16 protein-coding genes and 2 pseudogenes are annotated in these 14499 nt (G+C 61.9%); 7 read left to right on the top strand and 11 right to left on the bottom strand.

Annotation, left to right across the window (positions count from 1 at the left end):
- The first annotated feature begins 137 nt into the window (after positions 1-137).
- Together AB5I78_RS07595 and AB5I78_RS07590 are read left to right on the top strand one after the other, a co-directional pair.
- Positions 138-638, top strand: a complete 501-nt coding sequence (locus AB5I78_RS07595) for a methylated-DNA--[protein]-cysteine S-methyltransferase (protein ID WP_145162851.1) — start codon at positions 138-140, stop codon at positions 636-638.
- 114 nt (positions 639-752) lie between these two features.
- Complete coding sequence (locus AB5I78_RS07590) at positions 753-1178, top strand: low affinity iron permease family protein (RefSeq protein ID WP_145162849.1); 426 nt, start codon at positions 753-755, stop codon at positions 1176-1178.
- 56 nt (positions 1179-1234) lie between these two features.
- Here AB5I78_RS07590 and AB5I78_RS07585 read toward each other — a convergent pair whose 3' ends face one another.
- The 4 genes from AB5I78_RS07585 to AB5I78_RS07570 form a co-directional block, all read right to left on the bottom strand.
- On the bottom strand, positions 1235-1762 hold the full coding sequence (locus tag AB5I78_RS07585) for a DUF4142 domain-containing protein (RefSeq protein ID WP_106577041.1): 528 nt from the start codon (positions 1760-1762) through the stop codon (positions 1235-1237).
- A 119-nt stretch (positions 1763-1881) separates the two neighbouring features.
- Positions 1882-2523: a LysE family translocator gene (locus tag AB5I78_RS07580; RefSeq protein ID WP_145162847.1), complete on the bottom strand. Its 642-nt coding sequence runs from the start codon at positions 2521-2523 to the stop codon at positions 1882-1884.
- Between the two features lie 53 nt (positions 2524-2576).
- Positions 2577-2987 (bottom strand): fosfomycin resistance glutathione transferase, encoded by a 411-nt coding sequence (gene fos, locus AB5I78_RS07575; protein ID WP_369300724.1) that lies wholly within the window; start codon positions 2985-2987, stop codon positions 2577-2579.
- Between the two features lie 27 nt (positions 2988-3014).
- A complete protein-coding gene (locus tag AB5I78_RS07570) occupies positions 3015-3929 on the bottom strand; it encodes a LysR family transcriptional regulator (RefSeq protein WP_369300725.1) in 915 nt (304 codons plus the stop codon).
- A gap of 68 nt (positions 3930-3997) precedes the next feature.
- Here AB5I78_RS07570 and AB5I78_RS07565 point away from each other — a divergent pair, with 68 nt between their 5' ends.
- Positions 3998-4486: a DMT family transporter gene (locus AB5I78_RS07565; RefSeq protein ID WP_145162841.1), complete on the top strand. Its 489-nt coding sequence runs from the start codon at positions 3998-4000 to the stop codon at positions 4484-4486.
- Here the strand turns inward: AB5I78_RS07565 and AB5I78_RS07560 are convergent, their stop codons facing one another.
- The 6 genes from AB5I78_RS07560 to yiaY form a co-directional block, all read right to left on the bottom strand.
- Positions 4487-5818, bottom strand: a complete 1332-nt coding sequence (locus AB5I78_RS07560) for an MFS transporter (protein ID WP_369300726.1) — start codon at positions 5816-5818, stop codon at positions 4487-4489. It lies immediately after the preceding gene.
- A 59-nt stretch (positions 5819-5877) separates the two neighbouring features.
- Positions 5878-6819: a hydroxymethylglutaryl-CoA lyase gene (locus AB5I78_RS07555; RefSeq protein ID WP_369300727.1), complete on the bottom strand. Its 942-nt coding sequence runs from the start codon at positions 6817-6819 to the stop codon at positions 5878-5880.
- Positions 6816-8009, bottom strand: a complete 1194-nt coding sequence (locus AB5I78_RS07550) for a CaiB/BaiF CoA transferase family protein (RefSeq protein WP_369300728.1) — start codon at positions 8007-8009, stop codon at positions 6816-6818. Before AB5I78_RS07550 ends, AB5I78_RS07555 begins: the two co-directional genes overlap by 4 nt.
- A gap of 219 nt (positions 8010-8228) precedes the next feature.
- On the bottom strand, positions 8229-9140 hold the full coding sequence (locus tag AB5I78_RS07545) for a LysR family transcriptional regulator (protein ID WP_145162833.1): 912 nt from the start codon (positions 9138-9140) through the stop codon (positions 8229-8231).
- Positions 9140-9814 (bottom strand): NAD(P)H-binding protein, encoded by a 675-nt coding sequence (locus AB5I78_RS07540; RefSeq protein WP_369300729.1) that lies wholly within the window; start codon positions 9812-9814, stop codon positions 9140-9142. Before AB5I78_RS07540 ends, AB5I78_RS07545 begins: the two co-directional genes overlap by 1 nt.
- A gap of 92 nt (positions 9815-9906) precedes the next feature.
- Positions 9907-11055, bottom strand: a complete 1149-nt coding sequence (gene yiaY / locus AB5I78_RS07535; RefSeq protein ID WP_369300730.1) for an L-threonine dehydrogenase — start codon at positions 11053-11055, stop codon at positions 9907-9909.
- A gap of 123 nt (positions 11056-11178) precedes the next feature.
- Between yiaY and AB5I78_RS07530 the strand changes: the two genes are divergently transcribed.
- Positions 11179-12195, top strand: coding sequence for a DUF4917 family protein (locus tag AB5I78_RS07530; RefSeq protein ID WP_369300732.1), 1017 nt, complete (start codon positions 11179-11181; stop codon positions 12193-12195).
- Between the two features lie 141 nt (positions 12196-12336).
- Here the strand turns inward: AB5I78_RS07530 and AB5I78_RS07525 are convergent.
- Positions 12337-12573: pseudogene (locus AB5I78_RS07525) on the bottom strand (cupin domain-containing protein); the annotation flags it as partial.
- On the opposite strand from AB5I78_RS07525, the pseudogene AB5I78_RS07520 reads away from it, so the two are divergent.
- The 3 genes and pseudogenes from AB5I78_RS07520 to AB5I78_RS07510 form a co-directional block, all read left to right on the top strand.
- Positions 12567-12818, top strand: a pseudogene (locus AB5I78_RS07520) (dihydrodipicolinate synthase family protein); the annotation flags it as partial. The pseudogenes AB5I78_RS07525 and AB5I78_RS07520 overlap by 7 nt on opposite strands.
- A 137-nt stretch (positions 12819-12955) precedes the next feature.
- Positions 12956-13495, top strand: a complete 540-nt coding sequence (locus AB5I78_RS07515; RefSeq protein WP_242194145.1) for an RNA polymerase sigma factor — start codon at positions 12956-12958, stop codon at positions 13493-13495.
- Positions 13492-14460, top strand: coding sequence for a FecR domain-containing protein (locus tag AB5I78_RS07510; RefSeq protein ID WP_369300733.1), 969 nt, complete (start codon positions 13492-13494; stop codon positions 14458-14460). Before AB5I78_RS07515 ends, AB5I78_RS07510 begins: the two co-directional genes overlap by 4 nt.
- The last annotated feature ends 39 nt before the right edge of the window (positions 14461-14499 follow it).

The raw sequence follows: 14499 nt of genomic DNA, 5'->3' as shown, positions 1-14499 counted from the left end.
TTCAATTGGCCCGACTGGCGCCAATTGAACGGCCAGCCCTTGAGGAATTTGATCGCAAGAAACGCAGTTTCCAACCAGGCGGATGGCATTACAGTAGCGTCCTGGCTTTTAACACCCGCCCTTCGAGGAGCCCGCTCATGCCCTACGAATACACGCTCATGCCCTCCCCCGTCGGCCAGCTCACCCTGGTGGCCCGCGACGGCAAGCTCAACGCGATCCTCTGGGAACAAGAACGCGCCAACCGCGTACGCCTGGGCGAGTTGCGCGAGGCCAACGACAGCCCGGTGCTAATGGAAACCGCGCGCCAGCTACGCGAGTATTTCGCCGGCGCACGCAGCCAGTTCGAGCTGGAACTGGACTTCAACGGCACGCCTTTTCAACAGCAGGTCTGGCAGGCGCTGCTGACCATCCCGTTTGGTGAAACCCGCAGCTACAGCCAGATCGCCGAGCAAATCGGCAACCCCAAGGCCGTGCGCGCGGTGGGCGCCGCCAACGGACGTAACCCCATCTCGATCGTTGCGCCCTGCCATCGGGTAATAGGCGCCTCCGGTGGGCTGACCGGGTTCGCCGGAGGGCTTGGCGCCAAACAATATTTGCTCGCGCTGGAAGGTGGACGCCAGGCAGAACTGGGCTTGTGAGGCGAACCGCGACAAAAACGTACAACTTTGTTCACCGGCGCTTTTGTAAAAAGAAATTTCAAAGAACTGCTGCGGTCCATAATTTCATCACCCACCCCTTAAGGAAAAACGGTCATGAAATTCTCCGCAGTCTCTCAATCCTTGTCCCGCTGGGCAGGCAGCGCCCGGACGTTCTATGCGGCCGTCGCGTTGATTTTCCTGTGGAGCCTGAGCGGACCCTATTTCCACTACAACGACACCTGGCAGCTGATCATCAACACCTCGACCACCATCATCACCTTCCTGATGGTCTTCCTGATCCAGAACACACAAAACCGCGACAACGACATCCTGCATATCAAGATCGACGAACTGCTGCGCGTCTCCAAGGACGCCCAGAACGCCGTGTTGAGCCTGGATGGCCTGGACCGCAAAGAACTGGAACAACTGCGCAAGCAATACCGCAGCATCGGTGACACCGGCACGGTCAGCTTGAGCTCCAGTTGTGGTGAAAGGGTCGACGATGCGCACCCCAACAAAACCGACTTGAATCAAGCCTGAAAAAAAACGGCGGTTGGAAATCATCCAACCGCCGTTTTTCATTTCAGGTGACGCAATCAACCGTCGCCTTGATGACCTTTACCGTAAGTCGAGGCCAGGGCACGGGCTTTTTGCAGACGCTCTTCGAGCTTGGGCAGCGTCTCGTCCACCAGCGCTTTTATCTCTGGCACATCCGACGCCGCGCCTTCTTTCTTGAACAGGGCGATGGCGTCTTCGTTTTCCTTGACCTGCTGCGCGGTGTAGGCGGCGTCGAAGGAGTCGCCGTCCTTGAGTTCAGGCATCAGGGTTTCGGCCTTGTCGACGATCTTCTCGCGCGGGGCCACGGGCAAGTCGAGCTTCTTGGCGATGGCCGCCAAATGCTGGTTGGCCAGGGTGCGTTCGTTGATGACCTCGATGGTGTAGTCCTTGATTTCCTGGGACGACGTCCTGGCGTGGGCCATGCGACTGGTTTCGATATCGGCCATCCCTTTGGCCGAAGCCTGCTCGATGAATTCAGCAGGCGACTGGGCGAAAGCATTGCTGGCGCCGAGGCCCAGCAGCATCGCGAAACTGGCGGTGCGTAACCGGATAGCCATGCGGCTCATGATAGGTTCCTCCAGGGCAAAAATAGGCGCGGGAAAATACGCCCCGCCCTGAATTCGAATTTTCAGGGCGGCAAAGGTTTAGAAAAAACTCGCCAGTGCGACGAACGGTCTTCGTCGCCTCAGGCCGGTTTGCTGGCGAACAGGCCCGGCAACGCGTGCGCCAGGGCGTTAATGGCGAAGCCGATAAACATCACGCCACACAGCCTGGTGATCAGGATTTCATGCCGCTGGTACACCGTGCGCACGCGCTGGGCGCCCACCACGCCGATCAGAATCGCGTAAGCCAGCAGGCCGCCGATGAAACTCAGCAAGATCAACGACGGCAGCATTGCCCATGTCAGCAACTCGGCACGGCTGGACAGCAGCGCCGTAAAGGTTGCAACCGCCACCGGGTAGGCCTTGGGGTTGGTCAAGCCGAACAGAATGCCGTGCCAGAACGGATGGCGCGCCGCGCCCTGAGGCGCATCGCTGCTGCGGCGCTGGGTGCGAATCGCCCGCCAGCCAAGCCAGAACAAGTACCCACCGCTGAGCACGCCCAGCACATCAAAGGCACTGCTGCCGACTTCCCGCGCGCCCACAATGGCGACCAGCGCCGTACTGCACCACACCACATCACCCAGCAAGTGCCCGCACAGAAAACCCGCCCCGGCGCGACGGCCACGAGACGCGCCGATACCAAATACCGCGAGGACGCCCGGCCCAGGCGTAATCCCATAGATAAAACCCGAAGCAAGAACGGCGAGCAGCAAGGAGGGGGTCATGGACGCGACTCTGACAGGCGATTGAAGGTGCAGCGATTCTGCACGTTCTGGCGCTACGGGTAAAACTGCATGCCTGCATAAGGCTTGGCGCGGCAGGCGTGAAGGCGCGAAGCCAAGTCGCCGACATGCGCCTCGAGCTTGTGCCCATCGGGGTCGAGAAAGTAGAACGAGGCACCTTCACTGCGGTTGTCGCGCCACTCCTGCACCTTGGCGTCTCGCAAGCGCGCCACCAGCGCGGCGAACTCGTGGGCGGCGGCGGTGAACGCGTAATGGGTGTAATCCGCCGCAGGTGTGGTTGAACGTGAAGGATCGAGCGACAGGCACAGCCACAAACCGGGCAATGAGAGGTAGGCGCCCTGGTCCCAGGTGGCGTCGAGCTTAAGCTGCAGCAGCTCATGGTAGAAGCTGACGCTGCGGTTCAGGTCGGTAACGGCAAGGGTCAGGTGGTTGAAGCCTGAGAGCATGAGTGTTTTTTCCTGTGATCGATAGCCTTAGGACAGCACACCTTGCACCTGCCCAATCAGCCACTGCAACCCCGAATCGCCGCCCCGCCGTGCATGCCACACCAGTTCAACGGCAAACGAGTGGATATGAAACGGTGGCGGCACGGCCAGCAGATGCTGTTGATCGATGTTGAGCAAGCCCCTGGATGACACCGTCAAAATCAGGTCGGTGCCCTGGATCAGCTGCGGCGCCACGCCCCAATGCGGCAGGCTGATTGCCACATGGCGCCGTTCACGAATCGCCGTCAACGCCCGCTCGATTTCCGGCGTGCCGCTGCCGCGCATTTCCAACAGCACGTGCGGGCGCGACAAATAGGTGGGCAGGTCAAGCACGCCACTGGGCGGCAGGCTGTTGCGGTCGACCAGGCAGCTGTAATGCTCCTCAAACAAAGGCGTGGTGCGCAGTTCGGCGGGCATATCGGGGAATACCCCGGCGGCCAGGTCGATATCGCCGTTGAGCACGGCGTCTACCATGCCCTCACGGCTGGCCTGGACGATTTGCAGGTCGATGCCAGGGGCTTCACGGCGCAGAACGCGGACCAGCCCCGGCAGGAAAATCGCCGCGCTGTAGTCCGACATCGCCACGCGAAACCTGCGCTTGGCCGACGCCGGGTCAAACCGGTTCGGCGCCAACAGTGCTTGCACCTGGGCCAGGGCTTCAGCCAAAGGCGTCGCCAACTCCAGGGCTCGCGCCGTCGGCACCAATGTTCCGCCCTGGCGCACGAGCAAGGGGTCACCCAGCAGATCCCGCAAACGCGCCAATGCATGGCTGACTGCCGGCTGGCTCAGGTGCAGACGCTCGGCGGCGCGGGTGACATGTTGCTCGCTGAGCAAGGCTTCCAGAATCACCAGCAGGTTGAGGTCGATGCGACGCAGATCATTCATCGGCTGCATGCTCAGCATACGAATTTGGAATTTAAATTTGCGCGACGAATAGCCTAGAGTCCAGCAAAACCTCTGGGAGATTCGAAATGACGACGTTGCATTGGCTGGGTTTGCTGGCGCTGGCGGTGATCGCCGGGGCCGTGGTGCCGTTTCAAAGCGCAATCAACGCCAACCTCGGGCGCGGGCTCGGTCACCCGTTGTGGGCCACGCTGGCGTCACTGTTGGTGAGTATTATCGTGCTGCTGCCGGTCATTCTGGCGCTGCGTTTACCGCTGCCGAGCCTCGCGTTCATCACTCAAGCGCCGTTGTGGATGTGGGCCGGTGGGGCATTTGGCGTGTGCTTTATTTCCCTGGCGCTGATGCTGTTGCCCAAGCTCGGCGCGTCGGGGTTCATTGCCTTGGCCATGGCCGGGCAGATTCTTGCCTCACTGTTGCTCGATCACTTCGGGCTGTTCGGCCTGGTGGAGCGCCAACTGACAACGCCCCGCGTGTTGGGGGCGCTGTTGTTGATTGGCGGCGTGGTGTTGATTCAGTTCAGCAGCACGCCTGCCCGAACGTTGGCAGCGACAGGATGATCAGGCCTTGTCGAGCGTACGCAGCTTGTGTGGCAAGCCCCACAACAACAATGCCGCGGCCAACAGGGCGCACATGCCGATCACATACAGCGCCGGGGTGGTGCTGCCGGTGAGGTCCTTGATCCGCCCCACCATCACCGGGCTGACGATGCCGCCGAACTGACCGAGGGTGTTGATCACCGCTATGCCGCCGGCCGCACCGGCTCCCGCGCCCGCCAGCAGTTTGGGCGGCAAGGTCCAGAAGGTCGGGATCGAGGCGATGATGCCCGCGCCCAGCATGCCCAGGGCGATGATCAGGAACGTGGTGTGGTCGGCAAAAATCCCGGCGCTGAAAAAACCAATCGCCCCCAACACCACCAGGCCACAGACAAACTTGCGCCGCTCGCCGGTGGCGTCCGACAGCCGCCCGATCACCATCATGCTGATCGCGCCGCACACATAGGGAATCGCGGTGAGCAGGCCGATCATCACCGGGCTCTGGGTGCCGGCGCTGCGGATCAACTGCGGTGCCCAGAAGTTGAGCCCGTAGGACGCGATCTGGATCAGGAAGTAGATAAAGCCGAGCATCAAGAAGCCTGGAATGCGGATCGCCGACAGCAGCGAACCCCCGTGCTGATTCGGCTCATGCCTGGCGATTTTGCTCGACAGCAAGGTCTTCTCTGCAGGCGTCAGCCACTGCGCGTCTTCAATACGGTCTTTGAGCAACGTCAGCACCAGAAACCCCAGGCCGATGCAGGGCAAGCCGCCGAGCAGAAACAACCAGTGCCAGCCGCGCATCTGCAACACGCCGTCCAGATGTTCCAACACCAGCCCCGAGAACGGCGCGCCGACCAACCCCGCGAAGGCCGAAGCCAGGAACAGCAGCGAGGTGATGCGCCCACGAAAGTGTTGCGGGAACCACAAGGTCAGGTAATACAGCACGCCCGGCGCGAAGCCAGCCTCCATGGCGCCGATGATGAAACGCAGGCCGTAGAACTGCCACTCGGCGGTGACAAACACCATGGCCGCCGTGGCCAGGCCCCACGACATCATGATCCGCGCGATCCAGCGCCGCGCGCCGACCTTGTACAGCATCATGTTGCTCGGCACTTCGAAGATCACATAGCCGACCACAAACAGCCCGGCACCCAGGCCATAAGCGGTGTCGCTCAGGCTCAGGTCGGTTTGCAGTTGGAACTTGGCGAAGCTGATGTTGATGCGGTCAAAAAACGCGAACAGGTAGCACACCATGATCAGCGGCATCAGGCGCCAGGCGACCTTGCTGACCAGGGCTTTTTCGGCATCGATCTCAGCGGCCGGGCGCGCGCCGGCCTCTAACGTATTAGTGCTCATGCTTTCTCTCCAGCGGGCTGCTCAACGGCGCCCGATTGTTTTTGTTGTCTGGTGCGGTGTTACAGCGTGGCGATGTAAGCGGGCGGCGGTTGCAGGTCGCCGTTGCGCCCGGCCTTGGCCACCTGGCCTGGCAGCTCATGGCCAAGCAGCGCCGGCAGTCGGCGGGACATGTGCAACAGGTGCGGCAGGTCGATCCCGGTAGCAATCCCAACCTCCTCGCACAGGTTGACCAGGTCTTCGGTGCAGATATTGCCCGACGCCCCCGGCGCAAACGGGCAACCGCCGAGGCCGCCCAGGGCCGCATCAAAACGCCGGGCGCCGGCCTCGTAAGCCGCCAGCACATTGCACAAGCCCAGGCCACGGGTGTTGTGAAAATGCAGGGTCAGATCGCTGGCTGGCACATGCTGCAATACACGTTTGACCAGGCGCTCAACTTGGCGCGGGTTGGCCATGCCGGTGGTGTCGGCCAGGGTGATGCCCTGGATGCCCAACGCGCGATAGGCATCGACGATTTGCAGCACGCGGTCTTCATCAATCTTTCCTTCGAACGGGCAACCGAAGGTGGTGGCGATGCTGCCGTTGAGGCGCACCGGGTAGTCGGCGGCGAAGCTGACGATGTCTTTAAAGGCCGCCAACGAGGCCTCGCAACGCATGCGCATATTTGCCAGGTTGTGGGTATGGCTGGCGGACATCACCAGGTTCAACTCATCGGCGCGGGACTCGATGGCGCGCTGGGCGCCCTTGAGGTTGGGGATCAACGCCACATAAATCACCCCGGGCTTGCGCGCGATGCCCTGGAACACCTGCTCGCCATCACGCAATGCGGGAATGGCTTTGGGCGAGACAAATGAACCGGCTTCGATCCGCGAAAACCCGGCCAGCGACAGCTGGTCGATCAACGCGATTTTGTCGGCTGTCTCGACCCAGGTCGGCTCGATCTGCAGGCCATCGCGCGGGGACACTTCCTGCACGATCAGCGGGTCAGAATAATCGGTGATCATTGCACCACTCCCGAGGTTTTCAGGCGTTGGATATCGGTATCGGTCAGGCCGAGGCTGCCGAGGATGTCGTCGGTGTGCTGGCCCAGGGTCGGGCCTTGCCAGTTCACCGCGCCGGGAGTTTCGGACAGCTTGGGCACGATGCCGGGCATTTTTACCGACACGCCGCCAGGCAGTTCGGCATTGAGCAGCATGTCGCGCGCCTGGTAATGCGGGTCGCTGACGATATCGGCCACCGAATAGATGCGCCCGGCCGGCACCTCGGCAGCCTCCAGGGCGCTGAGCACCTGGTCGATGGGCAAGCTGCTGGTCCAGTGGGTGATCGCCGCGTCTAGCAAAGCACTTTTCGCCGCGCGGCCATCGTTGTGGGCAAACTCCGGCGCGTCGGCCAGGTCGGCGCGGCCGATGGTTGTCATCAAACGCTTGTAGATCGGGTCACTGTTACCGGCGATCACCACATAGGCACCGTCGGCGGTCAGGTAGGTATTGGACGGCGCGATGCCGGGCAAGGCGCCGCCGCTGCGCTCGCGCACGTGGCCGAGCATGTCGTATTCAGGCACCAGGCTTTCCATCAGGTTGAACACGCTTTCGGCCAGCGACACATCGACAATCTGCCCATCGCCCTGCCCGGTCTTGACCCGCAGCAGCGACATCAGCGCGCCGATCACGCCGTGCAGTGACGCGAGGGAATCGCCCAGGCTCACGCCCACCCGCGCCGGTGGCGAGTCCGGGTTGCCGGTGGTGTAGCGGATGCCGCCCATGGCCTCGCCGATGGCCCCGAAGCCTGGGCGGTCGCGGTAGGGGCCGGTCTGGCCATAGCCGGAGATGCGCACCAGGGTCAGCTTGGGGTTGAGGGCGTGCAACACGTCCCAGCCCAGGCCGAGTTTTTCCAGGCCACCGGGGCGCAGGTTTTCGATCAGCACGTCGGCGTCGCCGAGCAATTGCTTGATCAAACCCAGGCCTTCCGGTGACTTGAGGTCCAACGCCAGGGACTTCTTGTTGCGCGATTGCAGGTACCACCACAGCGAAGTGCCTTCGTGCAGCTTTCGCCATTTACGAAGCGGGTCGCCCTGACCCAGGGCTTCGATCTTGATCACCTCGGCGCCAAACTCGGCCATCAGCCGGGCGGCGAACGGCGCGGCAATCAGGGTGCCGATCTCAATCACCTTGATACCGCTCAATGGAGCCGTCATGGGGTGTGCCTCTTATTCTTGGAATGTGTGGCCAAGGCTAGAGGACAGCCGTGGGAGAAATCCAACCGTCAGTTGGCAAGCAGCGTTCGTGGATTGCGAACGGCTACGCCCTGTCGGCGCCCATCAGATCCGCTCTCGCGGGCAAGCCCGGCTCCCACAGATGAGCGGGTTTCCCTGTGGGAGCCGGGCTTGCTCGCGGTGAGGCCGTGCGTGTCTGAATTACGCTTGCGTCCCGCGCAGGTATTCAAACAACAGGCGACTCACTGGCGACAGCTGCGCCTGGTCACGTATCACCACAATCAAACTGCGATCCGACCAGGCATCCGTGAGCGGCACCGCGTGCAACCCCAACGCGCGGCCGAACAGCTCGTAAGCTTTTTGCGGCAGGATCCCGATGCCCATGTTCGCCTGAACCATCCGGCACATCGCATCAAACCCTGGCACGTGGATGCGCAGGCGCAGCATCTTGCCGGCCTCGCGCGCGGCCGCGTGGGTGCGCATATTGATCGAGCTGGCGGCATGCAGGCCAACGTAATCACTGTCGAGTGTTTCGGCGAACGCCAGGGTTTCGCGTGCGGCCAACGGATGCGCCGCCGGCATCAGCACCACCAGTTTGTCGTGGCGATAGGTCACGCTGGGCAGGCCTTTGGTGTCAGCGTCACTGGAACAGATCCCAAGGTCGGCCACGCCGTCCAGCACGCCCTGTACCACGCCATTGCTGGGGCGTTCTTCCAGGTCGGTTTTCACCTCGGGGTGCAGCGCGCAAAAGTCCCGCAAGTCTTCCGGCAGAAACTGAATGATCGCCGACAGATTGGCCAGCATGCGCACATATCCGCGCACGCCATGGCTGTGCTCGCCCAGTTCCAGGCCCATTTTTTCGACGTTGAACAGCATCTGCCGCGCATGGTGCAGCAGGGTTTCGCCCGCCGCCGTCAGGTCCATGCCCTTGGCCCGGCGCACAAACAGGCTGACGCCCAGCACCTGTTCCAGCTCCATCAGCCGCTTGCTCGCGGCCGACACCGCGATGGCTTCACGGGCTGCCGCGCGAGTCAACGTGCCCTCTTCAAACACCGCAACGAACAGCTGCAAGGTGATCAGATCCAGGCGACGCACCAGGCTCTTGTGCAACATCAGCTGCGCTCGGCGGCCAGTCGATTGATCTCGGCCTGCTCCACCACCGCGTTTGGCGCGCCATGGCGCACGGCCGCCAACATGGCCTGGCCGACGGTCTCGGTGCTCACTACCCAGGCGGGTTTGAGCCGACGCACAAACGTGAGCAGCGGCCCGAGCACGGAATAAAAGGATTGGTACAACGGCGTTTTCGAGCGCACGCCATGCAGCGGCTGGATCACCCCCGGCCGAAACAGGTAAACCGCCTTGAACGGCAAGCGCAGCAAGGCGTTTTCGGTTTTGCCCTTGACCCGCGCCCACATCGACTTGCCCACTTCGGAGCTGTCGGTGCCGGCGCCGGACACGTAGATAAAGGTCATCTGCGGATTGAGCCGCGCCAGGGTACTGGCGGCGACCAGGGTCAGGTCATAGGTGAGGTGGGTGTACTTGGTTTCATTCATGCCCGCCGACGAAACGCCGAGGCAGAAGAAGCACGCATCAAACCCCTGCAGCAAGTTTTCCAGCGGCTGGAAATCCAGCATGTCGCTGTGCAGCACCTGATGCAGCTTGCCGTGTTCCTGGGTCAAGGGGGTGCGGCCAACGGCGACGACTTCCTGCACATCTGCGGCCAGCAGGCACTCGCGCAGCACGCCTTGGCCGACCATGCCGGTGGCGCCGAATAACAGAACTCTCATGGGGGGACCTCAGCGGCAAGCCGCAAGCTTCGTGCTCAAGTTGAATGCAGTTGAGCCTGTAGCTTATCGCTTGCCGCGTGCGACCGCCCTCTTTAGAACGCGCTGCGGAAAATCTCCTCGATCTGGCGCTGATCGGCGCGCCGCGGGTTGGTCAGCCCACAGGCGTCCTTCAACGCATTGGTGGCCAGCAGCGGAATGTCTTGCAGCTTGGCCCCCAGCTCGCGCAAGCCGGCCGGGATTTCAACCTCCTGAGCCAACGCACGGATGGCGGCGATGGCGGCCTGGGCGCCCTCTTCGGGCGTGATGCCCTTGATGTCGGCACCCAAGGCGCGCGCCACGTCGCTCAAGCGCTTGGCGCAGACGCTGGCGTTGAAGCTTTGTACGTGGGGCAGCAACACCGCGTTGCACACGCCATGGGGCAGGTCGTAAAGGCCGCCAAGTTGGTGGGCCATGGCGTGCACAAACCCCAGGGACGCATTGTTGAACGCCATCCCGGCGAGGAATTGCGCATAGGCCATGTTTTCCCGCGCGACCTTGTCGCTGCCGTCGCGTACCGCCAGGCGCAGGTTGGCGCTGATCAGTTCGATTGCCTTGATCGCGCAGGCGTCGGTGATCGGTGTGGCGGCGGTCGACACGTAGGCCTCGATGGCGTGGGTCAACGCGTCCATGCCGGTGGCGGCGGTCAGGCCCTTGGGCATGCCGACCATCAGCGTCGGGTCGTTGACCGACAGCAGCGGCGTGACGTTGCGATCGACGATGGCCATTTTCACGTGGCGGGTTTCGTCGGTGATGATGCAAAAACGCGTCATCTCACTGGCAGTACCGGCGGTGGTGTTGATGGCCACCAGCGGCAGTTGCGGCTTGCTGGATTGATCAACGCCTTCGTAGTCGCCGATATGCCCACCATTGGTGGCGCACAAGGCGATGCCTTTGGCGCAGTCATGGGGCGAACCGCCGCCCAGGGAGACCACGAAATCGCAGTGGCCGTGCTGCAACAGCGCCAGGCCTTTCTCGACGTTTTCCACATTGGGGTTGGGCTTGGCGCCATCGTAGATCACCGATTCGATGTCCTGCATCGCCAGCTTCTCGGCGATCATGCTGGCCACGCCCGCTTTGGCCAGGCCCGTGTCGGTGACGATCAGCGCTTTGCGAAAGCCGTAATTGCGGATGGCATTCATGGCTTCGTCGAGGCAGTCGGTGCCCATGATGTTGACGGCGGGAATGAAGAAGGTGCTGCTCATGGCAAATCCTCAGAGGCGTTATGTCTACAGGATCAACCTGAGTTGGCCGCGGCATCTTGATCAGGATCAACGCCAGCTCGTGATAAAGTCACCACCCAGCCGATTTCGAGTAGACCCGCCGCAATGAAGGATTTCCAGGATATTGACGCCCACCTTGAAGACTGGAGCGCGCTGCGCAGCGCTGTCGACTTCAGTGGGATTCTGATCGGCAACGGCGCGAGCCGGGTGATTTGGGAAGACTTTGCCTACGACTCGCTGTTTGAAAACGCCCGCACCGTCGAAGAAAAACCCCTCAGCCAATCCGAGCTGAGTGTGTTTGACGCCCTGCAAACCCGCAGCTTCGAGCAAGCGCTGGGCGCACTGAAAACCACCAGCCGGGTCAACAAGGCGCTGGCGGTCAGCTCGGCGGCGCCGCGTAATCGCTATTACGCGATCAAGGAAGCGCTGATCAATACCATCCACGCCGTGCATATTCCGTGGCGCCTGATGCAGCCATCCACACTGGCGACGATCAACGCGGAACTGGCCCGCTACCCCACCGTTTTCACCAGCAATTACGACCTGCTCAACTACTGGGCCATCCTGCACACGCCGGGCATCGATGACCTGTTTCGCAGCGCCGACTCAAGCTTCGACCTGCGTAACACCCGCACCGATGCCACGCGCATTCTGTACCTGCACGGCGGCCTGCACCTGGTGCGCAACCTCGACGGTACGGCGCGCAAATTGCCGTCCACCGACAGCACGTTGCTGAGCAGTTTTGCGATCAACAACACGATCAAGACCCTGGACGACGTGCCGCTGTTTGTCAGCGAAGGCAAGGTGGAAGAGAAGCTCAAGACCATCCGCAGTTCGGACTATTTGTCGTTCTGTTATGAGCAGTTGCTCGCCCATGAAGGGGCGCTGTGCATCTTCGGCCATGACCTTGGGCCGCAGGATAAGCACTTGGTGGATGCGTTGCGCCAGGCCAGTCTGACGACGCTGGCGATCTCGGTGTCGGGGCGCAGCGATGGGTTTATTCGCCAGCAGAAGCGCCGGTATTCAGAGTTGTTTGAGGGCAGCGGTGTGGAGTTGAAGTTTTTTGCGGCACGCACCCATCCGTTGGGTAATTCGGCGCTCTCGGTGCCGGTCGAGCGCTGATCCCCCGAACAAAGAAGATCAAAATGTGGGAGCTGGCTTGCCTGCGATAACGGTGGGTCAGCTTGCATATTTGTCACTGATACACCGCTATCGCAGGCAAGCCAGCTCCCACATTGATCGCATTTCAAATAGCGATTGCACTTAGTCTTCTGAGCTGTGCACCACCACCAACAACTGCGCCTGCACCTCGCCCACCGAGCGAATCCGGTGGGGCTTTTGCGCATTGAAATGCAGCGCATCGCCGCGCGCCAGAATCACCCGTTCGCTCATGAAATCCACTTCGACCTGGCCTTCATGCACGAACAAAAACTCCTCCCCAACATGCTCCTTGAAGGTCTTGTCAGTGAACTGCGCCGGCGGGTAGATGATGAACGGCGGCGCCGAACCTGATCCCGAAGCTCAACCTGGATTTGTATAACGCGGTGTTGGCCAATGACCTGACACTGGCGCGGGAATTGTTCTATCGCCAGTTGCCGCTGCTGGAATTCATCCTCAAAGGCGGTTTGCCGGCGACGATCAAGGCCGGGTTGCGGTTGACCGGTCTGGAGGCGGGTGATCCTAGGTTGCCGGTGTTCCCGCTGAGTGAAGCGGGGATCGAGCAGTTGAAGACACTGCTGCGCTAGAGCAGTGGTCCCCGTGGGAGCTGGCAAGCCAGCGCCCACATTTTGACTGAGTGCATCGGTTACCTAGAGACAAATGACAATAGTTCTCGATATCATTCGCGGCTTTTCTACGTCGTGCTTCGTCAAGAAGGATATCCATGTCTCGTCCCAAGCCCGACCCGTTGTCGGCCGATGCCTTTCGCGGGTTTTATGCAGACATTCTGTATTTCCTGCGCAAACGCACGGACAACGCCAGCGACGCGGCGGACATGACCCAGGATGTCTTCACCCAATGGCTGGACTACCGCGACCGCGCCAAGGTCGAGCAGCCACGGGCGTTTCTGTTCCAAATGGCGCGCAATTTGCTGCGCGATCACTGGCGTAAACAGAAGGTACGGCAGAGCGTCCACTCAGACCCGGCCGCAAGGGACGCCGAGCCGGTCACCGACGAGCAAAACGACCCCATGGCCGCCGCGCAACGCTTGCAACGCCTGGAACAGTTGAAAGAAGTCCTCGCCGAGCTCTCGCCCCGCAGGCGAGAAGCCCTTATGCTGCACCGCTTCGAAGGCCTGAGCCAGGCGCAGATCGCCGAGCGCATGGGCATTTCGACCAGCATGGTGGAAAAGCACATCGCCTTGGCCCTGCTGCATTGCAAGCGACGCCTTCAACACGAACCCGGCACGGAGCAGCCAGAATGAACCGCCTGAGCGACCTTGACGCGCTGGACATCGAAGCGAGCGACTCCATCGATGCCCAAGCCGCCAGCTGGTTTGCCCGCAACCGCAGTCACATGGGGCGCGCCGACCGCAGGGCCTTTGCTGCCTGGCAGGCCGAACCCGCCCATGCGCGTGCCTATGCTGAGTTCGAGCAACTGTGGGCCGACCTCGCCCAGTTGCAGCAATTGAACAAACCGGTGCCGTTGCCCAAGCGCAAGCCGTCGCTCTGGCGCCCTGCCCTGGCGGTGGCGGCCGCGCTGGTGTGCGCCGTGCTGGCCACACCTATCGGCGCACCGCGCGAGCTTTATCACAGCCAGGTTGCCGCGCATGCCAAAGGCATGCGCACCCTGAACCTGCCCGATGGCAGCACTCTCTACGTGAATGCCAACACACGCCTGCGCGTGGATTTCAGCGCCCACCAACGCATCCTTCACCTGGACAAGGGCCAGCTCTACATCGACGTCGCCGCCGACAAGGAACGGCCGCTGTACGTGCAAGCCGGCGAGGCGAATGTGCGGGTGGTCGGCACCGGTTTTGATGTGCGGCGCAGCCAGCAGCAGCTGGTGGTCAGCGTCGCCCATGGCCAGGTGGCGTTCGAGCCCGACCGCAAAAGCCCGGTGAGCGTGCTCGGCGCTCAACAACGCGCTATCTACAGCTACGCCAAGGGCACAGTGCAACAACAAACCCTGAGTGCTGAAGAAGTGGCGGACTGGCGCAGCGGGCACCTGTCGTTTCGCAACCGCGACCTCGCCAGCCTGATCGACGAACTGAGCCTTTATCGGCCGCAGGCACCGCTGCAGGTCAGCAAATCAGTGGCACACCTGAAGGTCTCGGGCAATCTGGATGTGAATGACCCGGACGCCCTGCTCAACGCACTGCCTGCCCTGCTGCCGGTGAAAACCGTGGCCTCGGCCGATGGCGTGGTGAGAATCGAACCCATCAAGTAAGACTGGTATAGCCACACTTGAGAATATTTTGCATTCGCA

Source organism: Pseudomonas sp. N2-3-1-14 (assembly GCF_041228395.1).
In the GTDB taxonomy this organism is placed as follows: domain Bacteria; phylum Pseudomonadota; class Gammaproteobacteria; order Pseudomonadales; family Pseudomonadaceae; genus Aquipseudomonas.
The sequence above is the reverse complement of the archived record's forward strand: the minus strand, read 5'-3'. Positions and strand labels throughout refer to the sequence as shown.